The 23,172-nt window shown below is 39.6% G+C and carries 19 protein-coding genes and 1 tRNA gene; 11 read left to right on the forward strand and 9 right to left on the reverse strand.

The features are described 5' to 3' along the window. Window positions 1–133 precede the first annotated feature (133 nt). On the forward strand, window positions 134–994 hold the full coding sequence (locus ACWICE_RS17565; RefSeq protein ID WP_185214126.1) for an N-acetylglucosamine kinase: 861 nt from the start codon (window positions 134–136) through the stop codon (window positions 992–994). A gap of 13 nt (window positions 995–1,007) precedes the next feature. After that, window positions 1,008–1,520 (forward strand): glutathione peroxidase, encoded by a 513-nt coding sequence (locus tag ACWICE_RS17570; RefSeq protein WP_374670585.1) that lies wholly within the window; start codon window positions 1,008–1,010, stop codon window positions 1,518–1,520. A 213-nt stretch (window positions 1,521–1,733) separates the two neighbouring features. Here the strand turns inward: ACWICE_RS17570 and ACWICE_RS17575 are convergent, their stop codons facing one another. Beyond that, on the reverse strand, window positions 1,734–2,318 hold the full coding sequence (locus ACWICE_RS17575) for a thymidine kinase (RefSeq protein WP_185214148.1): 585 nt from the start codon (window positions 2,316–2,318) through the stop codon (window positions 1,734–1,736). Window positions 2,319–2,529: 211 nt separating this feature from the next. On the opposite strand from ACWICE_RS17575, the gene ACWICE_RS17580 reads away from it, so the two are divergent. Continuing rightward, window positions 2,530–3,639 (forward strand): hypothetical protein, encoded by a 1,110-nt coding sequence (locus ACWICE_RS17580; protein ID WP_454298901.1) that lies wholly within the window; start codon window positions 2,530–2,532, stop codon window positions 3,637–3,639. 69 nt (window positions 3,640–3,708) lie between these two features. On the opposite strand, the gene ACWICE_RS17585 is transcribed toward ACWICE_RS17580, so the two are convergent. Beyond that, complete coding sequence (locus ACWICE_RS17585; protein WP_185214124.1) at window positions 3,709–4,200, reverse strand: hypothetical protein; 492 nt, start codon at window positions 4,198–4,200, stop codon at window positions 3,709–3,711. A 110-nt stretch (window positions 4,201–4,310) separates the two neighbouring features. Between ACWICE_RS17585 and ACWICE_RS17590 the strand changes: the two genes are divergently transcribed. Both ACWICE_RS17590 and ACWICE_RS17595 read left to right on the forward strand, forming a co-directional pair. Then, complete coding sequence (locus ACWICE_RS17590; protein WP_185214123.1) at window positions 4,311–4,625, forward strand: YbaB/EbfC family nucleoid-associated protein; 315 nt, start codon at window positions 4,311–4,313, stop codon at window positions 4,623–4,625. A gap of 10 nt (window positions 4,626–4,635) precedes the next feature. Continuing rightward, window positions 4,636–5,319, forward strand: a complete 684-nt coding sequence (locus tag ACWICE_RS17595) for a metal-dependent hydrolase (RefSeq protein WP_313261168.1) — start codon at window positions 4,636–4,638, stop codon at window positions 5,317–5,319. Window positions 5,320–5,387: 68 nt separating this feature from the next. On the opposite strand, the gene ACWICE_RS17600 is transcribed toward ACWICE_RS17595, so the two are convergent. After that, window positions 5,388–6,248 carry an N-acetylglucosamine kinase gene (locus ACWICE_RS17600; RefSeq protein ID WP_185214121.1) on the reverse strand — a complete coding sequence of 287 codons (861 nt, stop codon included), beginning with the start codon at window positions 6,246–6,248 and terminating at the stop codon, window positions 5,388–5,390. 244 nt (window positions 6,249–6,492) lie between these two features. Beyond that, a complete protein-coding gene (locus ACWICE_RS17605; RefSeq protein ID WP_185214120.1) occupies window positions 6,493–8,208 on the reverse strand; it encodes an MFS transporter in 1,716 nt (571 codons plus the stop codon). Window positions 8,209–8,533: 325 nt separating this feature from the next. Between ACWICE_RS17605 and rho the strand changes: the two genes are divergently transcribed. Beyond that, window positions 8,534–10,030 (forward strand): transcription termination factor Rho, encoded by a 1,497-nt coding sequence (rho, locus tag ACWICE_RS17610; protein ID WP_185217615.1) that lies wholly within the window; start codon window positions 8,534–8,536, stop codon window positions 10,028–10,030. Between the two features lie 56 nt (window positions 10,031–10,086). Continuing rightward, the gene (pssA, locus tag ACWICE_RS17615; RefSeq protein WP_237219515.1) at window positions 10,087–10,773 is read left to right on the forward strand and encodes a CDP-diacylglycerol--serine O-phosphatidyltransferase; all 687 of its coding nucleotides are present in this window, start codon (window positions 10,087–10,089) and stop codon (window positions 10,771–10,773) included. On the opposite strand, the gene ACWICE_RS17620 is transcribed toward pssA, so the two are convergent. Together ACWICE_RS17620 and folK are read right to left on the reverse strand one after the other, a co-directional pair. Continuing rightward, window positions 10,760–11,116, reverse strand: coding sequence for an Hpt domain-containing protein (locus ACWICE_RS17620; RefSeq protein WP_313261169.1), 357 nt, complete (start codon window positions 11,114–11,116; stop codon window positions 10,760–10,762). The genes pssA and ACWICE_RS17620 overlap by 14 nt on opposite strands. Window position 11,117: 1 nt before the next feature. Further along, on the reverse strand, window positions 11,118–11,597 hold the full coding sequence (gene folK / locus ACWICE_RS17625; RefSeq protein ID WP_185214116.1) for a 2-amino-4-hydroxy-6-hydroxymethyldihydropteridine diphosphokinase: 480 nt from the start codon (window positions 11,595–11,597) through the stop codon (window positions 11,118–11,120). Between the two features lie 75 nt (window positions 11,598–11,672). Here folK and sppA point away from each other — a divergent pair, with 75 nt between their 5' ends. Both sppA and ACWICE_RS17635 read left to right on the forward strand, forming a co-directional pair. Then, complete coding sequence (sppA, locus tag ACWICE_RS17630) at window positions 11,673–13,442, forward strand: signal peptide peptidase SppA (protein ID WP_454298902.1); 1,770 nt, start codon at window positions 11,673–11,675, stop codon at window positions 13,440–13,442. A gap of 216 nt (window positions 13,443–13,658) precedes the next feature. Further along, window positions 13,659–14,849: a phosphoglycerate kinase gene (locus ACWICE_RS17635; RefSeq protein WP_454298903.1), complete on the forward strand. Its 1,191-nt coding sequence runs from the start codon at window positions 13,659–13,661 to the stop codon at window positions 14,847–14,849. Window positions 14,850–14,899: 50 nt separating this feature from the next. Here the strand turns inward: ACWICE_RS17635 and ACWICE_RS17640 are convergent, their stop codons facing one another. Then, window positions 14,900–17,563 carry a hypothetical protein gene (locus ACWICE_RS17640; protein ID WP_454298904.1) on the reverse strand — a complete coding sequence of 888 codons (2,664 nt, stop codon included), beginning with the start codon at window positions 17,561–17,563 and terminating at the stop codon, window positions 14,900–14,902. Between the two features lie 783 nt (window positions 17,564–18,346). On the opposite strand from ACWICE_RS17640, the gene mgtE reads away from it, so the two are divergent. Together mgtE and ACWICE_RS17650 are read left to right on the forward strand one after the other, a co-directional pair. Next, a complete protein-coding gene (gene mgtE, locus ACWICE_RS17645) occupies window positions 18,347–19,723 on the forward strand; it encodes a magnesium transporter (RefSeq protein WP_185214112.1) in 1,377 nt (458 codons plus the stop codon). A 107-nt stretch (window positions 19,724–19,830) separates the two neighbouring features. Further along, window positions 19,831–19,904 (forward strand) — tRNA-Asn (locus ACWICE_RS17650). A 417-nt stretch (window positions 19,905–20,321) separates the two neighbouring features. Here ACWICE_RS17650 and ACWICE_RS17655 read toward each other — a convergent pair. Both ACWICE_RS17655 and ACWICE_RS17660 read right to left on the reverse strand, forming a co-directional pair. Continuing rightward, window positions 20,322–21,737 carry a Gfo/Idh/MocA family oxidoreductase gene (locus tag ACWICE_RS17655; RefSeq protein WP_454291262.1) on the reverse strand — a complete coding sequence of 472 codons (1,416 nt, stop codon included), beginning with the start codon at window positions 21,735–21,737 and terminating at the stop codon, window positions 20,322–20,324. A 19-nt stretch (window positions 21,738–21,756) separates the two neighbouring features. Further along, window positions 21,757–23,145 (reverse strand): 3-keto-disaccharide hydrolase, encoded by a 1,389-nt coding sequence (locus tag ACWICE_RS17660; protein WP_454298905.1) that lies wholly within the window; start codon window positions 23,143–23,145, stop codon window positions 21,757–21,759. Window positions 23,146–23,172 lie beyond the last annotated feature (27 nt).

A 23,172-nucleotide genomic window follows, 5' to 3' on the forward strand; every position in this document is an offset into this window, starting at 1 on the left:
TTTGCAATCTTATCCGGTTGGTCCTGTCAAAGAGGTGGATTTTAATGTCGAATACTCGTTTTTGTTTAAATCGAGAAAACGATTTTTATTCTCTTGGAATTTGTATATTTGAGATGATGACATTTAGTAGCATATGATTTTAGTTGCAGATAGCGGATCCTCACGATCAGATTGGATGCTCCATCTTCCAGATAGCAAACCATTACGTTTCAGTACCAAAGGTTTAAATCCTTTCTTCGTAAGCGAGAAGGAGATTGCGGCAATTTTGACTGAGGTTCCCGAAATTATCCCATATATAAAAGAAGTTCATGAGGTCTATTTTTTCGGAGCAGGTTGTTCTACTCCTGACCGCCGTGAATTAGTATCCAATGCCCTGACCCAAATTTTTCCATCCTCCTTTATTTCTGTTGAAAGCGACCTGTTAGGGTCTGCCTATGCAACCTTTGGAGCTGGAAAAGGATTGATTTCCAATCTTGGAACTGGTTCTGATATCAGTTTCTATGATGGGGAGAAACTGTCGGCAAGTTTGCATGGTAATGGCTATGTGCTTGGGGATGAGGGTTCTGGTGCCTGGTTTGGAAAACAGTTGATTACTGCCTATCTCTATGAGACCATGCCAAGGGATTTGGCAAGGATCTTTAAGGAGACGCATCACATCACAAAAGATATCATCATCAAGAATGTGTATCAAAGGGATAGACCCAATGCCTATTTGGCATCTTTTGCCGAATTTATGGGACAGAATAGACAACATCCCTATATCGATAATCTCCTGAGAAATGGTTTTGACGAATTTGTAAGGACCAATATCATGACATACCCGAACTTTTGGGAATTTGAATGTCATTTTGTTGGGAGAATTGCCTATTATTTTGATATTCACTTAAGAGAGGTATGTTCTTTGCATGGTGTTCGTGTGGGCAAGATATTGAGTAGCCCAATTGAAGAGCTGTTCCATTATGTAGTGGACAGAGAGCTGAATGTTCAACTTTAAAAATATATAGATTATGATCATGGCCATGATAATGTTTTATACTATGCTGTTCCAACAGCCTACCGTATATGACTTTTCTTTCACATCCATTGATGGAAAGAAAGTAGATCTCGCTGATTTCAAAGGAAAACAACTTTTGATAGTCAACACCGCTTCTAAATGTGGGTTCACCAAGCAGTATAAAGAGCTTCAGGAGCTACATGAACAATATGGAGATAAACTGGTGGTTATTGGGTTCCCTTCTGATAATTTTGGAAACCAGGAATACGGAGACAATAAAAAGATCGCTGAGTTCTGTGAAAAGAATTTTGGGGTGAACTTCATCCTTTCTGAAAAGGTAGATGTAAAAGGTGATAAGCAAACTGCCTTGTTCAAATACCTAACAGAAACCGAAAATCCAGACTTCAAAGGTGATATCAATTGGAACTTCGAGAAATTCCTGATCGGAAAAGATGGCAAACTAGCACACCGATACCGTTCGAAAGTTACACCACTTGATAAGGTGATAACATCACAAATCTTATAAAAACAAAAAGACGCTCCAAGGCGTCTTTTTTGTTTTTATAAGATTTAGACACAAGACATTAGACATCAGACAAAAGAACTTTCTGACGGGTTATCTTGGCTCAACCTATGGCAGAGATGGAGAATAATTGATGAAAATGAGAAAAGTATAAAAACGGTCAACCCTATTTAGGGATGGACAATGGACAATTGTCTTATGTCTTTTGTCTTATGTCTAATTCCTATCTAATCCAAAATAGCAAGACCTACATCTAGGTTCATAGCTTTCTTTTTCACCGAGAAGGACACGGGATTCATTTTGTTGGAGACGGTAGGAGTAGTTAGCCGGAGCGCCGCATTTAACACAGACAGCATGGACTTTGGTTACATCTTCGGCAATGGCCATCAGGCTAGGGATGGGTCCGAAGGGTTTTCCTAGATAATCCATGTCCAGCCCTGCAACGATCACTCGGATACCACGGTTTGCTAATTCTACACAGACGTTAGGGAGTTCCTCATCAAAGAATTGGGCTTCATCGATTCCTACTACCTTGGTATCGGCACTTAAGAGCAGGATGGCTGAAGAATGCGATACTGGCGTGGATGGAATGGAGTTGCTATCATGGGAAACGACTTCATTTATGCCATAACGCACATCGATTTCAGGTTTGAAAATTTCTACTGGAAGTTTAGCAAATTGAGCCCTTTTCATCCGACGGATCAGTTCCTCCGTTTTGCCAGAAAACATAGACCCACAGATCACTTCGATACTACCAATGGGACCTCTTCTGTTGGGGAAATTATGTTCAGAAAACAACATCATTTTGATAAAACTTTATACTAAAAACCTGATTTCAGAAGTTTCATATAATATGAAATTCTTAGCTAATATAGCTTACGAATATCGAAATTTAATCTTATTTTTGGTTTAAGGAGATAGGATAAAAGCGTAAACGAGGTGTCAATCAGTTTGTTTATTTTTTTATATCACATTTAATAATAGAATTAATTTCAATCTATACACATAAAACATGGCTTATTCAGATCAGGATATTTTAGGGAAAATTGGGGATCTTTTGGTAGAAATCAATGAGCATTATGCAGGGCTAGACAAGAAGAATCTAGCAGGCAAAAAAGCAGATATATTGTTGTTGGCTGCTCAGGCGAAATACTTGGCAGCGCATATCGAAGCCTTAGCATCGCTACAGACTCAACCGACTCATTTATTGGCTTCTGCGAGTGCAGGGGTAGTGCAGGAAGAGGAAAAAACCTTTACGCCAGCGATCGAACACGAGGAGCATGAGGCTGATGAGCAACCAGTGGAAGAAGAGATCCAAGAAGTTGAAGCCGTAGAACCTGAAACTGAAAGGAAACCTTTTGTCGAGGAATATGATGAAGAGCAACCGGAATCGACCACTTATGCAGAGGAATCGAACGAGGAAAACCAGGAAATAATAGAAGATGAGGAAGAGGAATTGGTAGAAGATCCAAAAGAGGCTGAGGCTAGGGAAGAAGAGAAGGAAGAAGCTGAACCCGTTGAAGAAGTATCTGATTTCAAAAATTTCAATATATCATCCAATCCTGTCCATACCGCCTCTTCAGGTTATACTTCAGTAGCATCTGCAGATGAAGCTGAAGAAGATAAAAAGAATGTCGAGGAGCAAAACAGGGAGGAAGTGAAAGCTGATGCTGAACCTACCGTTAACGAGGTCGTAATCGAAGAGAAGGAAATCGAGATTGAGGAAGATAAACCGGAAGAGGTCGTTTCCTTGAATGATTTGGCAAAACAGGCGGAAGTTAAACCTAGCCGTCCATTGACATTGAACGAATTGATCCAGCAACAAAAAAAGGCTGGATTGACCAATGCAAATCAGTTCAATACTTCCCAAGATAAAAGTAGTGACCGCATTGCAGACCTTAAGGTTGCAGTGAGTCTAAATGATAAACTCCTGTTTATTAAAGACCTGTTCAATGGCTATAGCTTAGCTTATTCTGAAGCGATTGAACTCCTGAACAGATTTGACAATTTTGCAGAAGCAGATGCCTTTTTGCAGTCTAACTATTCGCTGAAGAATAACTGGGCTTCAAAACCACAGACTGTAGATAAGCTATATGCTATCTTAAGAAAGAAATATATATAATTTCAGTTCGAATAAAAAAAGGTCGCTTCTAATTCAAGAAGCGACCTTTTTTATGGAGTTTTTTCAGGATTAAAGATCAAATTTGATCCAGTGGTTTCCTTCATGTCCATATACAAAATATTTTGATTGGATAATTTCAGCGAATATTTCTGTATCCAATAAAAAGTCTCCCTTGCGTTTTCCAAAATCAGGCTTTTGAATAATAAAGACATTGTTGTTTTTAACGGCTTTATAGTCGCTGTATTGCTCGTTCAATAAATCTGGCAGTGTTCCTAGGAAAGCAGGATTGTCGTTGATAAAGATCAGGATTTCGGTGTTTTCAGGCTCTTTTACCAAGGGGTTGTTCTGAGCTCCAGCGATTTCGCTCAGTTCTTCGATATAAGTTGGGTCTGTGGTAGGTTTTGAAAGGTCCACAATTTCGACCATCGGTCGGTTTTCAATATGGATGAACTTTAATTTATGGATAATGATATTGATTTCTTCCTCAAGTTGCTCGAATTTTTCGGGCTCAGACTCTTGTAATTCGTTTGCTATTGCGGTATAGTGTTTTAGTTGAATCATTATGATAGACAATTATCCTACAAAGGTAAACAAGCTGCTCAAAAGAGCCAAGCAATTGTCGAGATTCATAAATAATTTGTAATTTGGGGTTTAAAATTTAAGGAGTATTTATGTTTGATAAGTTATTTGAAGCACAGCAAAAGGCACAGGAGATCAAGGCAAGATTGGATCATATTTCCGTATCGGGAGAAGCAGAGGGCGGCAAGGTACGTGTAATATCCACGGCGAATAAGGAGATCAAAGAAATTCAGATCGACCCTGAATTCTTTAAGGATGCAGATAAAGAGGAAATTGAAGAGCTATTGGTTGTTGCCTTGAATAAGGCTTTGGTTCAGGCTGAAAGTATCAGTCAAACTGAAATGCAAGCAGCCTCGCAGGACCTATTAGGTGGATTAGGAGGTTTAGGCAACTTATTTGGTAAATAATAAAAGAGAAATGAAAGCAACATATTACGGACAGTCATGTGTGGAGTTTGATTTTGATGGGACCAAGGTTTTGATGGATCCATTCATCAGTTATAATCCTTTGGCGAAGGCTGTGGATATCAGTAAGATCAATCCTGATTACATTTTCCTGAGCCATGGCCATCAAGACCATGTGGCCGACATGTTCAGTATCCAACAACAAAGTGGGGCCACTGTTGCAACCATTGTAGAAACAGCTGCATGGGTGAGAAAACAAGGGGTACCCGATGATAAAGTAATCGAATATAATCTGGGTGGAACGTTGAACCTTCCTTTTGGGAAGGTGAAGATGGTTTATGCCGCACATAGCAATAGCACTCCAGATGGTGCTTATGCAGGTTTTCCGGTAGGTTATGTGTTCTTTTTGAAAGACAAAACCATTTATTTTGCTGGAGATACCGCGTTGACCATGGAAATGAAGTTATTGGAACGCCATAAGATTGATTGGGCCTTGTTGCCTATTGGTGGCCATTATACCATGGATGTGGATGATGCCGTGATTGCAGCTGAATTTGTGAACTGCAATAATGTGATCGGAATACATTATGATTCTTTTCCTCCAATTACGATTAATCATGAGGAAGCAAAGAAGAAGTTTAACGAGTCAGAGGTGTACTTGGCCTTGCCAAAGATCGGTGAGTCGGTAGAGCTCTAAAAGAGATATATCAAAAGAAAAGCCCAATTGCTAGCAATTGGGCTTTTTTATGTTCAGGCTGCTATAGGTTAAGCAACGCTTTTTGATCTGTTGATGTGGAACTGTACCAAATCGTCAATAGGAGAACGCAAGATTTTTCCAACTTTCATTCCATATTGAGTAGCTTTTTCTTCCAGTACGTTTCTGAAGTTGTAACCTACAGAACCGATACAGTTGAAAGTGTAAGATTGGTAATCAGGGTATTTGCTCACAAGGTTGTTGAAGAAAGCTTCGAATGCATCGTCAACGATTTTGCGAGTGTATTCGATATTTACGTTATTGTCGTATACAAATTTACTGAAGCTAGCGCAGAAACGGTTAGCTAAAGGTTTTGTGTATACGTTGTCCATGATTTCATCAGGAGTAAGTTTGTAAGCATTAAAGAATGCCTCAGCAACATCCTTAGGCATTAGACCTCTGATAAAATCTACCAAAAGCTTCTTACCGATGAAACTACCAGATCCTTCGTCACCTAGGATGTAGGCAGCTGAATCAATATTGTGAGTTATGTCTTTTCCGTCGTATATACAAGTGTTAGTACCCGTTCCAAGGATAGCAGCAAAACCAGGGTTAGTACCTAATAACGCGCGTGCAGCAGCTAATAGGTCGTGACCAACTTCAACTTTAGAATTTGGGAACACTGCCTGGATCGCATCTTCGACAATTTTTGCCTTCTCTTCATTGTGTACACCAGCACCATAATAATTTACCTCGCTGATTTTTTCAAATGGAATATCTTGAGGTAGTCCTTTTTTAAGGGATGCAATAATGTATTCGCTATCTACAAAATATGGGTTATAACCCTCGGTGTTGAAGTAAATCTTCTTGTTGTTATCATCTAGCAAACACCAGTTTGTTTTTGTAGACCCTCCATCTGCAATTATTATCATTATTTATAAATTTAGTTTTAAAGTAACTTGTTTTTTCGTTTTACAATGGTATTGTTCTAAGTTTAAATCCCAAAATACGGTATTTATTAATAAAAATAAGAATTTTTATTTGATATATTGAAATAATTTAGGAAGGTTAGGGCCTTGATTAAAAATAAAAACCTTATAACTGCTTGGTTATAAGGTTTTTAAAATTATTTTAACACGAAAAATACTTAGTGTATTTTTTACAATTAGTTTAGCATTAGTGAGCTCCTTCGGCCTCAATTTCGTCAATTGCAATTCCTTGTTTAGACAAGAATTTGCGAACTAGTACCGCAAAGACGATGATGTAGATAAAACCAACCGCTGGAACAATGTAAGAGTTGTGAATACCAATGATATCCGAAAGCTTTCCTTGGATAGGAGGGATGATACCACCACCTAAAATCATCATCACCAAGAATGCCGAACCTTGTTCGGTGTATTTTCCTAATCCTACGATCGAAAGACTAAAGATGGAACCCCACATGATAGAACAAGCTAAACCTCCAGCTAGGAAGGAGTAGATTGCTACCGTGCCTGATGTCATCAAACCAACGATCATGGCCAATAGCCCGAAAGTTCCGAAAATGATCAAGGTACGGACAGGTTTTTCTTTACTCAAGAAGAATGCAGCGATCTGTAATGCCACACAGATAATGAAATAGTATAGAACGGACATGTCGAATCCAGCAAGTGAATTCACCCCGATAATAATGGTGAAAGCTATGACAGGAACGATGATAGTCAGTAATTTTTTCTTAGATTTTGTCAAGTTGAACGCTGTAATCGCGCCTGCCCATCGGCCGATCATCATACCGCCCCAGTACATGGAAACGTATGGAGTAATCTGCGAAGATTGCAGGTTGCCGAATTCTTCCAAAGTCAAAAGTTCACCTAGGTTACTACCGATAGCAACTTCAATCCCTACATAGATAAATAAGGCCAACATACCCAAAACCAATTGTGGATATTTCATGGCTCCCCAACCTTCAGGATTTTTCTTGGCACTATTATAAGAGAACAGAAGACCGAAAACAATTACGGCCAAAGCACCCAGTAACCATAGCATACGTTTGATTTCCAAACCATGTGAAAGGTCTTTAATCTGTGCTAAAAGCTCTTGGTTATTGTTGTTAGCCGCTTGTTCCTTTAGGTCTAGGATATGAAGGGCAGTGTCAGATTTGTAACTGGTAAATACAGGGATAAAAGCACATAGCAACAAAATGGTCATAATGATCAATGTTGTCCTAGCCTTGTTAGCGGGTTCCATCTGTTCCAGGTTGAAACCTGCCGGAACTTTCTTAGAGAAATGGAATAAACCAGCTGCCAATACGAAAAGAAGACCCACACCTATATAAAGGTATACGACTTTGTTTAGGGGAAGGTTAGCGATTTCAGCATCGGAAATGGTTTCGAAGGTACCAAATAGTGCAAATCCAACGATCAATGGTCCGATAGTGGTACCGAAAGAGTTGATACCGCCCCCCAGGTTCACCCGAGATGCCCCAGTTTTAGGGTCGCCCAATAGCACTGCAAATGGGTTTGCTGCGGTTTGCTGCAAGGAGAAACCTAATGCAACAATAAATAGACCTATTAACATTCCCGTGTACACATTGACTTCTACAGCGACGATCATTGCTGCGGCACCTAATGCCGAGAACAAAAGGCCATAGACTATACTTCGCTTGTAGCCCCATTTTCCTACGAGGTCTTTTCCAGAAATGGTTCCGAAAATAAAGAGAAGAAGAGCGCCAATGTAGTAGGCCGAGTAAAAAGCAAAATCAATAAGTTGAGATTGAAATTGATCTAAGTGAAAGTAATTTTTACAGAACGGAATAAATACACTGTTTCCAGCTGCGATAAATCCCCAGAAAAAAAACACCACGATTAAGGTGTAAAGAGCTGGGTAATTGGTGTTTGTTTGTTGGTTATTCATAAAAAAAATGTCTAACTTTATGATTTAATCGTACAAATAAAGAACTTTTTTTTGATTTCTAAAGTTTTTCGGCAGCTGCTAAAACATTTTACTGCTACTTAACGTTATATAATAAACTATAAATAAAAAAAAAGTGCTGATTTTCTTTTGAAATTACAATAGTTCTTTTTTTCTTTGTGGCGGTTCTTAATTTATCTTTCGGGACGCTAGTATAAAATCTCTATAAAAGATTTAGTTACCCAATAAGACATATGAAATTTATGTATTAGCTGAGAGATATATTTCAAAAAAAGTAAAAATCCTTAAAAATCATATTTTAATATTAATGGATATTAATGAATTGAATACGAAGCTCGTGTCTGAATTGCGCGAGATTGCGAAAGTTCTAGGCATTGTTGATGCTGAAAAGCTTAGAAAACAAGAGTTAATTGATCGTATTTCTGAAATAGCCAAAGAGTCTCAGCAAGAGCAAACTGTAGAAGTTTCTGATGCTGATTCGGATAAAGCCAATGCAGAGCGAACAAGAAAAAGAGTGCGTACAGTGAAAGCTGCAGAACCTGTAGCAGTAGGTAGAAACAGAGTGGCAGCCGATGATGAGGAAACGAAAATGGATTTTGTTAGCAAACCAGCAGCAGAATCTACTCCCACAGAATCCACAACTACTCCTTCTCCTGAACCTTCTTCTAAAGCTTCCACTCCAACAGATTTTGACAACGTAATTATTAATGAAGGTGTATTGGAAATTATGGCCGATGGTTATGGTTTCTTAAGGTCTTCAGACTATAATTATTTGACATCTCCGGATGATATCTATGTTTCTCAATCACAGATCAAGTTATTTGGATTGAAAACTGGAGATAATGTAAGAGGATGTATCCGTCCTCCGAAAGAAGGCGAGAAATATTTTCCTTTGGTGAGAGTTGAGGCCATCAATGGTCAAGACCCAGCTGAAGTAAGAGACCGTGTTCCTTTTGATTATTTGACACCATTGTTCCCTGATGAGAAATTGAATTTGGATCTAGGTCCGAGCAACTACTCGACAAGGATTATGGATCTTTTCACTCCAATCGGTAAAGGACAACGTGGATTGATCGTTGCACAGCCTAAAACTGGTAAGACCAATTTATTGAAAGAGGTTGCCAATGCGATCGCCAAAAACCATCCTGAAGTTTACTTGATCATTTTATTGATCGATGAACGTCCAGAGGAGGTTACAGACATGGCAAGAAGCGTACGTGCAGAAGTTGTTTCATCGACTTTTGATGAGCCTGCTGACCGTCACGTGAAAATTGCCAACATCGTATTGGAAAAAGCAAAACGTATGGTAGAGTGTGGCCATGATGTGGTTATCTTATTGGATTCCATTACCAGGTTAGCACGTGCTTATAACACTGTTGCTCCAGCATCAGGAAAAATCCTTTCCGGTGGTGTGGATGCCAATGCACTTCATAAACCAAAACGTTTCTTCGGTGCAGCTAGAAATATCGAGAACGGTGGTTCATTGACGATTTTAGCTACAGCATTGACTGAAACAGGTTCTAAAATGGATGAGGTAATCTTTGAAGAATTCAAGGGTACAGGTAATATGGAGCTACAATTAGACCGTAAATTGTCTAACAAACGTATCTTCCCTGCCATCGATCTTACTGCATCTAGCACAAGACGTGATGACCTATTGGTTGACCGTGATGAATTGCAACGCCTATGGGTATTGAGAAACCACCTTGCCGACATGAACTCGCAAGAAGCAATGGAATTTTTGTTGACCCAAATGCGTGGAACTAAATCCAACGGAGAATTTTTAATTAGCATGAATGGCTAAAAAGCCATCATAAATTGATATTTTTAAGCCATCTTTGCGAAAAGATGGCTTTTTTTATGAAGAAATACATTCCAAATACGATCACTTCCCTAAACCTCTTTTCAGGTTGCATCGGTACTGTCATGGTCCTGAACCAAGAGTATATGTTGGCTTTTTACTGTGTATTAGCTTCGGGTATTTTTGACTTTTTCGATGGTATGTCAGCTAGAGCATTGCATGTCAAATCGTTGATTGGAAAGGAATTGGACTCCTTGGCTGATGTGATTAGTTTTGGGTTTTTACCGGGAGCCATAATCTTTACACTACTAAAAGATACCAGTTCGAATGAATACCTTCCTTATCTAGGTTTTATCATTACCGTATTTTCGGCTTTAAGATTGGCAAAATTCAATATTGATACGAGACAGAGCACGGATTTCATTGGTGTGAATACGCCAATGAATACCTTTTTTATAGTTTCCTTGCCTTTTATCCTCCAAGATTATCCTGCCTTAAAGAACACTTGGCTTTTATTGGGCATAGCTATCCTGACCAGTTTGCTATTGGTGTCGGAAATAAAATTATTCTCTATGAAACTGAGCAGTTTGAGTTGGGTTGTCAATAAATACAAATACCTTTTCCTGATTATCAGCGTCGTGTTATTGGTAATCTTGAAGTTTTTAGCTTTACCAATTATCTTGGTTCTTTATATTGTTTTCTCAAAAATACATTTTGCCTCCGAGAAAGAAATTAGTGAAGTTTAGTTTGATAATCTTCCAATTCAGCCATGGCTAAATGGAAATCCTTTTTGATGTTTTCAAATAGATCCAGGATGTCTGCCATCGGTTCTTCGCCGGCAGCTTTGTCCTCAAGCTCCTGGAACTTCATCCTTAAATCCGTAGCACCTAGGTATTGCATGGTCGGCTTGATATGATGCGCTTTTGATTTGATGTCTGAATGGTCCTGAGATTCAATCGCGACTTCTAAAGCCTTAAAATCTTCTACTCCCTGACCAAGATATAAAGGGATCATCTGTTTGATGACCTCGATGTTGTTCATCATGTTCTCTTGGATAGAGGCGGGGTTAATAATGGAATAATGGTTCATGTTAGATTGTTTTTACATTCAGTTGATCGGTTGATTCTTCCAGCAATTCCTTGTTAGATTTCTTAAAAATAGGGTGGGAGTAGTCGGCAGCTATTTCTACGAGGGGTATCAGGGTAAAGTTTCTTTCTTGAATATATGGATGAGGGACTTGAAGGTCTTCGGTATGTATAATGTCTTCGTTATAGTATAGAATGTCAATATCGATGATCCTTGATCCCCAGCGTTGTCCACGGATCCTGCCCAAAAGAATTTCAATCTTCAAGATTTCATTCAAGACTTTATTTGCGGAGAAATCTGTCTCCAACAAGATCACCTGGTTCAAAAATACCGGTTGGTTTTCTACGCCCCAAGCTTCGGATTCATAAATTTTGGATTGCCGTGTGATTTTTCCAATTCTGTCTTCAATTTCAACCTTTGCGTCTTCTAGTTGTTTGTTGGGATTACCAATATTTGCCCCTAAAAGTAGGTAAACTTTATTCATGAGTTTAATATATGAATTGTTTTATGATAATCGGAATAATAGCTTAAATTTACGGACACTACTTAAATAAATTATATGAGATCATTTTTTAAATACGTACTTGCGACCATTACAGGTATTATTATCAGTAGTATATTAATGTTTTTTATCCTGATGGGAATCATTGGGATGATGATCAGTTCGGTGGGCAGTAAGAGTGAAACTGTAACAGCTAGCAACTCTGTTCTGTTAATCGACCTAAATCATGCAATCACAGAAAAAACAGAAGCAAATCCATTTGAAGGTCTGGATATCCCGGGCTATTCGGGGTCTAAATCCATTGGATTGAATGATATCGTTTCAAAGATAAAAGCAGCAAAAACAGACAATAACATCAAGGGAATCTATCTTAATGTGACAAGTGTAGGGACTGGCTTCGCAACGATGAAAGCCATTCGTGAGGCACTTTTGGACTTTAAGACTTCGGATAAGTTTATTGTAGCCTATAGTGACGTGATGAGCCAAAAAGGCTATTACCTGAACTCTGTGGCTAATGAGGTTTATTTGCATCCACAAGGGAACCTTGATTTCAGGGGCTTGGCTACTTCGGTCATGTTTTATAAAGAGGCATTGGATAAATTAGGAATCGATATGCAAGTCCTCAAAGTTGGAACTTATAAAAGTGCGGTTGAACCTTTTATCCTCAATAGTATGAGCGAGGCGAATAAGGAGCAGGTGAATTCTTATCTAACCAGTATTTATGGTGCTTTCCTGAACGATATTTCGGTTGTTAAAAAGATATCAACAGATAGCTTAAAAAGCATTGCAAACGGTTATTTAATCCGTGAAGCGGAAGATGCCAAGAAATATGGATTTGTTACAGATCTGTTGTACAAAGATCAAGTGATTTCTAAGATCAAGGACAAGTTGGGTATTGATGCGAAAAAAAATATTCCAGTAGTTTCCTTATTAGATTATAATAACAAAGCAAGTGCTGGCGAAGCAGGTGGCGATCGTATAGCTGTATTATATGCCTATGGAGAGATCATTGATGGTGAAGGTATAGAAGGACAGATTGGTGGAGATAAATTGTCTAGGGAATTACGGGAATTGAGACAGGATGATAAGGTTAAGGCTATTGTGATGCGCGTAAATTCTCCGGGAGGTTCTGCCTTGGCTTCGGAATCCATCTGGAGAGAGGTCGATCTAACAAAGAAAGTGAAACCTGTAGTAGTATCCATGGGTGATTATGCTGCTTCTGGAGGTTATTATATCTCGGCTGCTGCGGATTCTATCTTTGCCGATCCAACAACCCTAACAGGTTCAATTGGTGTATTCGGATTGATTCCAAGTTTCCAAAAATTATTCAATGATAAATTAGGCATCCATTTCGATGCGGTGAAGACTTCTAAGTTTGCTGATATGGATGTGGATATGGACAGACCATTGTCGGAAGAGGAAAAAGGAATCATTCAGGGTGGCGTTAATAAGATTTACCAAGTATTCCTGAAGCGAGTGGCTGATGGAAGGAAAATGCAAGTAGCGGATGTTGACAGCATTGGTCAAGGCCGAGTGTGGACTGGTGAACAAGCTGTGAAATTGAAATTGGTAGACCGTTTAGCGACCTTGGACCAAGCCATTGTTGCGGCTGCTAAGAAAGCAAAAATCGAGAATTATAGAGTTTCGGAGTATCCAAGAGCGAAAGATCCTTTTGCTTCGATATGGTCTACTTCGAGGGATAAAATAAAGATGTGGATGTTAGAAGATGAGATGGGGGACTACGTAAAATATTTGACGGAACTGAAAAGGATCAGTCAGCAATCGGGTGTGCAGGCTAGGATTCCATATCTGGTAGAGATATATTAATAAAAAGCGCTGATTGAGAAATCAGCGCTTTTTTTGAATCATGGCAGTTCTTGCCAGCGCTCAGCCTTTTCATAAAAATAGAAATGGGCTTTTATAGGAAATGCATAAGGTATTACTACATAGATTTAGAATTATTGTAGAGATTTACAGATTGAAAAGAAAAATGAAAGTTTTTTATATCTTTAAACTCTAAAATCAACCGGAAATAAAAATAAAATGAAAACTATCGACGATTTAAATTTCAACGGGAAGAAAGCTTTAATAAGAGTTGATTTCAATGTTCCTTTAGATGAGAACTTCAACATTACTGATGACAACCGTATTCAAGGTGCGCTGCCTACTATTAAAAAGATCTTAAAAGACGGAGGTTCCGTTATTTTGATGTCCCACTTAGGAAGACCAAAAGAAGGACCTACCGACAAATATTCACTTAAACATATTGTAAAGCACTTATCTGAGGTATTAGGTGTTGATGTACAATTTGCAGATGACTGTATTGGTTCTGATGCTGTGGAGAAGGCAAAGAATTTGCAGGCAGGTCAGGTTTTATTGTTAGAGAACCTAAGATTCTACAAAGAAGAAGAAAAAGGAGACCGTGGTTTTGCTAAGAAATTAGCTGAATTGGGTGATGTCTATGTTAATGATGCATTTGGTACTGCACACAGAGCTCATGCTTCTACGGCTATTATTGCTGAATTTTTCCCTAACAACAAGTACTTTGGTTACTTAATGGCGAAGGAAATTGAAAATGCGGAGAAAGTATTGAATAAACCTGAACGTCCATTTACAGCTATTATGGGTGGAGCTAAGGTTTCTGATAAATTGGAATTGATCGAGGCCTTATTAGACAAAGTTGACAATTTGATCATTGGTGGTGGTATGGCTTATACCTTTGTAAAGGCGCGCGGTGGTGAAATTGGTCAATCTTTGGTTGAGCTAGATAAATTAGATTTGGCAAATGAATTAGTGAAAAAAGCGGATGAAAAAGGGGTGAACTTGGTTCTTCCAACTGATGCTCAGATTGCTGACCGTTTTGCAAATGATGCCAATGTTTATGATGGTCCTAATGATGAGATTCCTGCTGATAAGCAAGGTTTGGATATAGGTCCTGAGTCCTCTGAGCATTTTAAAGATGTGATCATGGCTTCAAATACCTTGTTGTGGAATGGTCCAATGGGTGTATTTGAGATGGATACTTTTGCTAAAGGTACTCGTGCGGTTGCAAATGCAGTTGTTGCAGCAACAGAGCGCGGTGCATTCTCATTGATCGGTGGTGGTGACTCAGCTGCTGCGGTATCTAAATTTGGAATGACAGAACATGTTAGCTATGTTAGTACTGGTGGTGGTGCTTTGTTAGAATACATGGAAGGTAAGACACTTCCTGGTGTTAAAGCTATTTTAGACTAATATTATCTATAAAATAAAGGAAGGGGAGCCATTTGGTTCCCCTTCCTTGTTTAATAGCTGTAGCTCAAGCTGAAGCTTGGCACAAACCGCTGCTTGGCACTAGCCTGGTTGATATAACTGAGTTTAGCTCCCACTCCAAAGTCTGGAAGTACATATTTGAACATATTGAAGTCTGCTGATAGGCCTATTCCGAATGAGGTAGGTTCGGCCTTGCTGTCCTGGAGATTTTGATAGTCGGCAAAGAAATAACCATGGAAACGTTTGATATAAGCCAATTGCCCAATTGCCCAGTCGGGATAAGCGATCGGGAACCTGTAGTTCATCAAAAGGGTGTTTTCTACTTTCGGCGAATCGAAATGAGCATAGCCAGATACCATTGGAATATCATAGGTATCATTGTATCTTCCATCAGTTTTCTGGTAGGATAGCCTAGCCTGGAAGCCATGGTTCCTGAAGAAACCAGGAAAATAGAAATTGGTCCTGATGGCAAATAATGAGCCTTCTAACGTGTTTTCGAATGGTACATGACGGTAAAGAACATTGATATTCTGTCCCCATTTAGGGATCAGGTCCATTTGACTTCTTCTTTGATTACGGTTGAAATATGCCTGATAATTGAGAGAGAAGGCAATTTCATCATGAAATCCCCGCAGGGTATTTAAGCTTAAATCATATCGTTTTTGATAGGACGTACCTAGGTTAAAGCCGTAGTTATAGGTGGTTTTTCCTCTGTAAATGCTCAAGGGAATCTGCATGTCCAAGCTATAAACATGTTCCCTGAAGTCAAATCTTGTGTACTCATTTTCCGTGTTTTGCTTCTTAGCATAGCCGATTTGGCCCCTGTTTTTATAGGAAAAACTGAATTTCGGATAGTATTTCTGGTAGGTTAGCTCTGCTGAATAGACGCTTTTTTCCATGTCCAAATCGTATTCATAACCTAATTTTAGCTGAGAAGTATTGAGTAGATCATTGGCAATCCAGAAGATTCCAGGTCTATAATTGTCGAAACTTTCGAAGTTATTGCTGCTTATGCTTAGGCTGTGAAAGTTAAATAAATGACTAAGGCTATTGTATTTTTCTACTTGATAAGGCTGTGTTTCCTCGGGTTGTGGTCCTGCAAAACTAGCTTTTATCCTGTGGTCTGTCTGGGCCGGAACCTCAAAATTCGCTGTGATTTCCTGTCCTATCAGTTGTGTGGAGTCAAGGAAAGCTGCTTTATATCCGTTGAATTGATACTCGTTATAAAGTACGGAATGGTTGTTTCCGGGGCTTGGATGAAAGGCTCCGAATGGCGAATCTGAGATAATATATAGCTTCTTATCGTTGCTGGAATAGCGGTAAAGATTGTCGATTTTTTGAAATTGAGCTTTAAAAATAAGGTCATTTTCCAGGTAAATGGGACGTTGGAATTCTTGGTTTGACCAAGGAAACAGCTCCTTAAATTGGGAGGTTTCGAGGTCTATCTCAATGATATTTGTCCCTTTTGGACTGATGGCAATCGCTGAAATCTTTGTTTCATCTGCATTCAAACTGGGCTGTTGGATAAGAAATCCTGCAGGAAAATCCATGATTTTTGAGGATTTCTTTGAAATTCGGTCGATATAGAAGAGGCTAGATAAGTTGTTTTGGTCCACTTGGACTGTGTATACCTTTTGGGAATTATCGCTCAATATAGGGCTGTAAAATCGAGAATTTTTAGAAAGGTCCTCAATTTTTCCAGTTTTGAGATCCAAAATCCTAATAATATTATAGGTCTGTTTACCAAATCTAGCATCCTTTCTGAGTTCATCCCATACCAGAAATTGGTCGTTCACATGAAAATATGGAGTGATTTGGTATCCAATTTTGGTTATGGTTTCTTCTTTATCTGCAGTTCTTTTTCTGATTTCTGGGATGAAAGCGGGTGATTGAACAAGGGTAAAAATAGCTTTTGAGGAGTTGGTTTGAGGAAGGAAATAGTGCGTGGGGTAGCGGTTGTTTTCCTCAAAAATAAGGTTAAAATTTCCTTCATTTTTTGAAGATTCCCATTCCTCTTTGAGTTCAGAAATTGTGGCGTCATAGAGTTTTTTGCTGTTCAGATTGCTGTACTTTTTCAGTGCTAAATTGAAGTTAAAAGGTCGCCATAAATTGGCTCTCATGTTGTCCATGATTTCTTCCTTTACCCCATAGCCAAAATGGTTGGTCAGGTAGCTGTTCATGCTGTACCCGGTGAGGTAGTAGGATGGGGTCAGATCCCGGAAAGACCCTAGTATATTTTTACTAAAAGAGTAGTCTTTTCCGGAGAGCAAATTGGTCCGAAGGGGCATGAACCATAAGCTACTTCTGCCTCTACCTCCGGCAGAAAATTGAGTTTCTATGGAGACCGCGTCTCCCTCAAAGTACCAAGCCGGTAGGTGAAGACCATACAATGCGAAGGCCAATTGTTGGAAAAATGGACCTTGAATACTACCTGTCAACTTGTCAAATTGTGCTACATGTCTTAACTCATGTTGGATAAGATTTGGAAGCCATTCAGTATTGTCGCTTGCAGGTCCAGGGGTTGAAAATGCTTCGACTTTTCGAGGGGCAAGTTGCGCATAGCCGTTCTGTTCAATATGATTTTCGTGAAGAATTATTGAAATTTTCTTTGGAGCGCGCTTTAAATCCCGACTGGAATAATCAATCATGCTGTCGATTTGTTGGGAGAGGAGCAAGGCTGATTTTTCGAACTCCATCGGGAATATGAGTTGAAATTTTTCAGTATTTATCTGTCTCCACTTAACCTTAGAAGAGGCTTGTTCATTGTCAATTATTTGAGATTTTACAAGATGTGTATTTAAACTTATTATAAGAATAGTTAAAATACTGATAAAAAGCTTTTTATAATTGATAGAATATGGTGATATTAGCATATACTAAATATATTAGTAAAAATTTAAGTGTTTATATTAATTTATTGTTTTTATAGAAGATATAAGTAGTTGAATAATAGTGTTTAATATTCATATTGATTTTTCCATAATTTACACTGTTTTACGTGTATTTTTGTCTTTAAATCACTGAGTTGCGATTAATAATTCAGTTAACTTTTTGCTTTGTAAATGTAGGTTAAATTTTAATTAATTCAAATGTTTGACGCTTCTTAAGGCTTTTTTTAAAATAGGATTGACGTTAGCTGGAGGGTGGATTTTTGATTTGAAAAATTTCTAGATCCAGGTGCTGGGATTCCAACTTGGTTTTCGTCCCTGTTTTATTTTCAAAAATTTGAAACCCCGGATTTTCTTAATTTTTATGAACTGGAATTTACCCATTGATTTGATCTCGATTTATTGGGTTGGTCTAGTAAATTTTTATAGTGACATTATGGCATGTTGCGGGTGTGGGTGTTGCATGCTTATTGAGTTGTCCGGGTTGTCGGATTTATTGATTAAAAATTAATTATATTATTATGCCAAAAAAAACGACTTTTGCACAAACGATTTTTGGACCAATGTAGGATAATAAAATAAAGGAGGCGTATGGAAGAATTAGCAATGCTTGTAGCACATGTTGAGCAATTGATTGAACGTGGAGATCATACTGAGCTTGCGGATTATTTGAACGAACTAAATATTTCGGATGTTGAAGAATTGATTGATGAGCTTCCTGAATATGGCCCCCTGTTTTTAGAAACTTTAAGTCTTAAAAGAGCGGTCAATGTGTTCCGTATTTTAGACTTCCCCACCCAAGAAAGAATTCTCAAAAAATTACCGGCTTCCAAGATCCGAGAGCTCTTAAACGAGATGCCTCCGGATGACCGTACTTCCTTCTTTTCGGAACTGAAAGGTGATGTTGTAAAAAGGCTCATTATTCTGTTGACTCCCGAAGAGAGAAAGGAAGCACTGTCCTTGCTTGGCTACCCTGAAGATTCGGTAGGACGTTTGATGACTCCGGACTACATAACAGTCAAGGAACATTGGACCATGCCTCGCGTTTTGGATCACATCCGTCGATACGGTTCGGCTTCTGAAACGATTGATGTCTTGTATGTGATCGACTCGGATGGGAAGCTGATCGATGACGTTCGGATCAAGGACATTCTTTTGGCGGAGCCAGATAAGGTAATTGCAGACTTGATCGACAACCGCTTGATCTCTTTGCATGCCGATGACCCGCAAGAAGAGGCCGTGACTATTTTCCGTATGAACAATCGAGTGGCCCTTCCGGTGGTGGATGAACAGGATATCATGTTGGGTATTGTGACGATCGATGATATCTTATGGGTGGCCAATGAAGAGTATACCGAAGACATGCAGCGTATCGGGGGTACCGAGGCCTTAGATGAACCTTATTTGGATGTTTCGATCTTTCACCTAGTGAAGAAAAGAGCAGGATGGCTTATTGTGCTGTTTTTAGGCCAGCTGTTGACTTTTAATGTCCTTCAGCACTACGAGGCCAAGTTCACTACCGTTCTTGTCTTGTTGATGCCTGTAATCATGTCTAGCGGGGGGAACTCCGGTTCTCAAGCATCCACCCTGATCATTCAAGCGATGGCGATGGGTGAAGTGACCCTTCGGGATTGGTGGATGGTTATGAAGCGTGAAATCCTTTCGGGTTTGCTGCTTGGGATAATCTTAGGTGTTTTAGGTTTCATGAGAATTGGGGTCGAGGAAGTGTTCAAGGATACCTATGGTGATGCATGGTACCTGTATGGCGCGGCAATCGGGAGTTCTTTGGTCGGTGTGGTACTTTGGGGATCATTGGTCGGGGCGATGTTGCCATTCATACTTCGTAGGTTTGGAGCGGATCCAGCGAGTTCATCAGCTCCCTTTGTGTCGACTATTGTCGATGTAACGGGCTTAGTGATCTACTTTAGCTTCGCGACCTATATCCTGCGAGATGTTCTGTTTAATTAATTCTAATTGGTTTTGAATAACTTGCGATAAATCGCCAAAAAATATTTGCACTTGTCGGAGAAACTTCCGATAATTGCATCACCGAAAACGAAAGGGACGGTTTAAACTCCTGAATAGCTCAGTTGGTTAGAGCATCTGACTGTTAATCAGAGGGTCGCTGGTTCGAGCCCAGCTTCAGGAGCTAAAAAAAGATCTGCAAATATTTTGCAGATCTTTTTTTTAGTATTTAGTAGAAAGTATTTAGTATTTAGACCTAGGTCGGCTAATCTATCCAAATATTAAATATTATTACTAAATATTTGAAAAGTAACTCTTCTAGACTTTTGTCCAAAATAAAGGAAAGTCTAAATACTCAAAAAGTAACTCTTCTAGACCTTTGTCCACAATACGGGAAAGTCTAAATACTCAAAAAGTAATTCTTCTAAACCTTTGTCCACAATACAGGAAAGTCTAAATACTCAAAAAGTAATTCTTCTAAACCTTTGTCTACAATACAGGAAAGTCTAAATACTTAAAAAGTAACTCTTCTAAACTCTTGTCCGCAATAAAGGAAAGTCTAAATACTAAATACTTTATACTAAATACTATTTGGTAAATACTACACCTTGTAATACTCTTCCCATCCTCTTGCTGGAGGAGGTCCATAAAGCATTTCATTGGCGAACTTGTCGTTGGTAATCTGTTTGGTTTTTGGGTCGAACTCAATTCTGTTGTTCATTTTCTGAGTGATGACTCCAAGACAGAAGACTTGGCTGAGCGGTCCTGCGATTTCAAAGGATGACCTGGTCTTTTCCGTTCCTTTGCAGGCATTCAGGAAATTTGCAAAGTGGTTTGAAGGACTAGCGGGAACTTCAGGAAGTTTTGACGCCATATCCTTGGCTTTGGTTTCTGGAATGATGGACAAGGTACTGGCATGTGATCCGCCTTTGAAAATTAAGTCTTTGGAATAGATTATTTTTCCAGGATTTAGTTTCGCGGGTTCAATTTTTCCTGTACTTGGCGGTGGAATGTTTGGATCCAATCCTGAGACACCATAACCTTCCGGAATCTGTGGCAGGTTTGTAAGTCCATCATACCAGTTGATGTCCACTGCAGGCATATTCTTTCTTTTCGGGAAATGGAAGTTCAGGGTCGAGGACATGGGAAAGAAATAGGAGTTATGTCCCTCCAGGGATTTTGCCTCAACCACGGTCGGTAATCCCAGCTCGAGGAATTCATGGGAGGTATCTAAGATATGGGCTCCCCAATCTCCTAAAGCACCCATTCCAAAGTCAAACCAGCAACGCCATTGACCATTTACAAAGTCTTTGTTGTAATGGTGGCCAAGAGTCTGCATTTGCCAGATTTCCCAATCTAGGGTCTCCGGAATTCTTTCTGGGTATGGGAATCCTGTGATGTTTGGATCCCAGCCATGCCATCTTCTTGGGCTATTCATATGGGCATCGATGCGGGTAACATCTTTGATGATCCCGGCATCTTTCCAAGCCTTAAACTGAAAGTAATTGGCTTCAGAGTGACCCTGGTTACCCATTTGAGTGGCAAGCTTCGGGTTTTTCCTAGCTTTTTGCATCATCAGCTCCACCTCATTGAAGGTTCTTGCCATAGGTTTTTCCACGTAGACGTGTTTTCCTTGGTCCAGTGCCTGCATGGTAATGGCAAAATGGGCAAAGTCAGGCGTTCCAATGGCAACAGCATCAAACTGATTGCCCATTTCATCAAACATTTTTCTGAAATCCTGATATCTTGGCGCATTTGGGAACATCTTGATGATTTCCTGGGTTTGTTTTGCGCCCATGTCCACATCGCAAAGTGCGACAATGTTACATTGTCCGGTTTTGTACAGTTCCTTGATGATTTCGTTCGCTCTATTTCCTATTCCTACGCAGGCAAGATTAACTCTTTCATTGGCACTGGCAAGTTTTACTTTCCCCAGTACACTGTTGGAAAGTAAAACTGCACCTCCTGCCATTATAGACTTGCTGATGAAGCTCCTGCGTGATAAATAATGATTCATATTTATTGACAGCTAATGGTTATTTTATTTTGTTGATTTTTATTGATCGGAACGATACTTCGTCGCCATGGTCCTGAAGCAGGATATGTCCTTCCGAAGCTTCTCCAAATTTATCCCAGTCTTTGTATTTACTGATTGCCACCAAGTCCTTGAACTCCTTAGATCCTCGCACATAGGATAAAACTTTGACACCGTTGAGGTAGTAGGTCACCTTGTTGTCCTTGTCCACCAATACACGGCCTCTGTTCCATTCGCCAATAGGTCTTGTGGCACCTCTACCCTTATCGGAAGTGATTAGATCATACAGGGAAGCAATGGTGCGGTTTCCATCTCTTCCTAATTTTGCATCAGGATGTTTCGCGTCATCCAAGATCTGATATTCCAATCCAATGGCAGATCCTGATGTTTTTTCCGCCAAGGTGACAAAGTATTTTACACCGCTGTTAGCACCCGGTGTAAGTTTAAATTCAAAGGACAGGTCAAACACGCTGAACTTATCCTTGGTAATGATATCGCCACCATTGGTAGATTCGCCGCCATCGGATTTCTGTACTTTGATGATGCCATCCTTGATTGACCAACCTTTTTCCGGAAAACTTTCTCCCTTTACACTTCGCCAACCATCGGAGTTCTTGCCGTTGAATAGCAATTTGCTGCCGTTCTTTTGTTCTGTCGCACTTAATGCATTGGGAGTAAGGTTTACTATGTATTGGCCTTTTGGATATGGGCTAGGATTAAGGTTTTCAGTCTTGATCTTTATGTTTTTGAAATATACCTTTTTGCCATCCAATTCAGCAGGGATGCTGTGGACCTGTAAACCAATGAAGCCAGATGCATCGACGGTATCCACAACATAAGCTGCAGGCACGCCATTAACCCAAGAACGAAGTTCATTTCCGATGGCCTCAATACGGATATGGTTGAATTCATCCTTTTTGTATGCCGATTTTGAAGGTTCATTTAGGTCCAATGGATAGATCCATCCTCTTCTTCCTTCATCATAGACACCGCCTGCCCAAGAGCGTGGGGAAGGGTCGATCTCAATCTGACGGCCATAGACCCTACCTTTTCCATTGTTGGCATTGGGGTCGATATGGCTTCTGGTCTGGATTCCCGAATTGGTTTTATCGCCTTCCAGTTTGATATCGAGTTCAAGGATGAAGTCGCCATATTCTTTTTCCGTGATCAGAAAGGAATTTGGGGTTCCTTTGGTCATTCTTCCAACTATTGCTCCGTCTTCAACGGTATATGGTGCTGCACCACCTGCGGATTTCCAACCAGCCAGAGTTTTTCCGTCAAACAGAGGTTTAAAACCTTTGCTATCGCTGGATTGTGCATTTGCCTGGGCGGATAGTAATAGGGCGAGCCCTACTGAGGAGATGGATCTGATAATCGTTTTTCTTTTCATTGATTGCTATTTTATGGTATTCAACAT

The sequence above is a fragment of the Sphingobacterium sp. NPDC055346 genome (assembly GCF_053645235.1).

What these genes read in the sequence shown, in the direction of transcription:
- ACWICE_RS17575 (WP_185214148.1), bottom strand. Translation starts at nt 2,318, where the DNA reads ATGTTGTTTTCTGAACATAATTTCCCCAACAGAAGAGGTCCCATTGGT.
- ACWICE_RS17595 (WP_313261168.1), top strand. Translation starts at nt 4,636, where the DNA reads ATGAAAGCAACATATTACGGACAGTCATGTGTGGAGTTTGATTTTGAT.
- ACWICE_RS17600 (WP_185214121.1), bottom strand. Translation starts at nt 6,248, where the DNA reads ATGATAATAATTGCAGATGGAGGGTCTACAAAAACAAACTGGTGTTTG.
- ACWICE_RS17660 (WP_454298905.1), bottom strand. Translation starts at nt 23,145, where the DNA reads ATGAAAAGAAAAACGATTATCAGATCCATCTCCTCAGTAGGGCTCGCC.
- ACWICE_RS17605 (WP_185214120.1), bottom strand. Translation starts at nt 8,208, where the DNA reads ATGAATAACCAACAAACAAACACCAATTACCCAGCTCTTTACACCTTA.
- ACWICE_RS17635 (WP_454298903.1), top strand. Translation starts at nt 13,659, where the DNA reads ATGAAAACTATCGACGATTTAAATTTCAACGGGAAGAAAGCTTTAATA.
- ACWICE_RS17580 (WP_454298901.1), top strand. Translation starts at nt 2,530, where the DNA reads ATGGCTTATTCAGATCAGGATATTTTAGGGAAAATTGGGGATCTTTTG.
- ACWICE_RS17585 (WP_185214124.1), bottom strand. Translation starts at nt 4,200, where the DNA reads ATGATTCAACTAAAACACTATACCGCAATAGCAAACGAATTACAAGAG.
- mgtE (WP_185214112.1), top strand. Translation starts at nt 18,347, where the DNA reads ATGGAAGAATTAGCAATGCTTGTAGCACATGTTGAGCAATTGATTGAA.
- pssA (WP_237219515.1), top strand. Translation starts at nt 10,087, where the DNA reads ATGAAGAAATACATTCCAAATACGATCACTTCCCTAAACCTCTTTTCA.
- ACWICE_RS17640 (WP_454298904.1), bottom strand. Translation starts at nt 17,563, where the DNA reads ATGGAGTTCGAAAAATCAGCCTTGCTCCTCTCCCAACAAATCGACAGC.
- ACWICE_RS17570 (WP_374670585.1), top strand. Translation starts at nt 1,008, where the DNA reads ATGATCATGGCCATGATAATGTTTTATACTATGCTGTTCCAACAGCCT.
- ACWICE_RS17590 (WP_185214123.1), top strand. Translation starts at nt 4,311, where the DNA reads ATGTTTGATAAGTTATTTGAAGCACAGCAAAAGGCACAGGAGATCAAG.
- ACWICE_RS17655 (WP_454291262.1), bottom strand. Translation starts at nt 21,737, where the DNA reads ATGAATCATTATTTATCACGCAGGAGCTTCATCAGCAAGTCTATAATG.
- rho (WP_185217615.1), top strand. Translation starts at nt 8,534, where the DNA reads ATGGATATTAATGAATTGAATACGAAGCTCGTGTCTGAATTGCGCGAG.
- folK (WP_185214116.1), bottom strand. Translation starts at nt 11,597, where the DNA reads ATGAATAAAGTTTACCTACTTTTAGGGGCAAATATTGGTAATCCCAAC.
- ACWICE_RS17565 (WP_185214126.1), top strand. Translation starts at nt 134, where the DNA reads ATGATTTTAGTTGCAGATAGCGGATCCTCACGATCAGATTGGATGCTC.
- ACWICE_RS17620 (WP_313261169.1), bottom strand. Translation starts at nt 11,116, where the DNA reads ATGAACCATTATTCCATTATTAACCCCGCCTCTATCCAAGAGAACATG.
- sppA (WP_454298902.1), top strand. Translation starts at nt 11,673, where the DNA reads ATGAGATCATTTTTTAAATACGTACTTGCGACCATTACAGGTATTATT.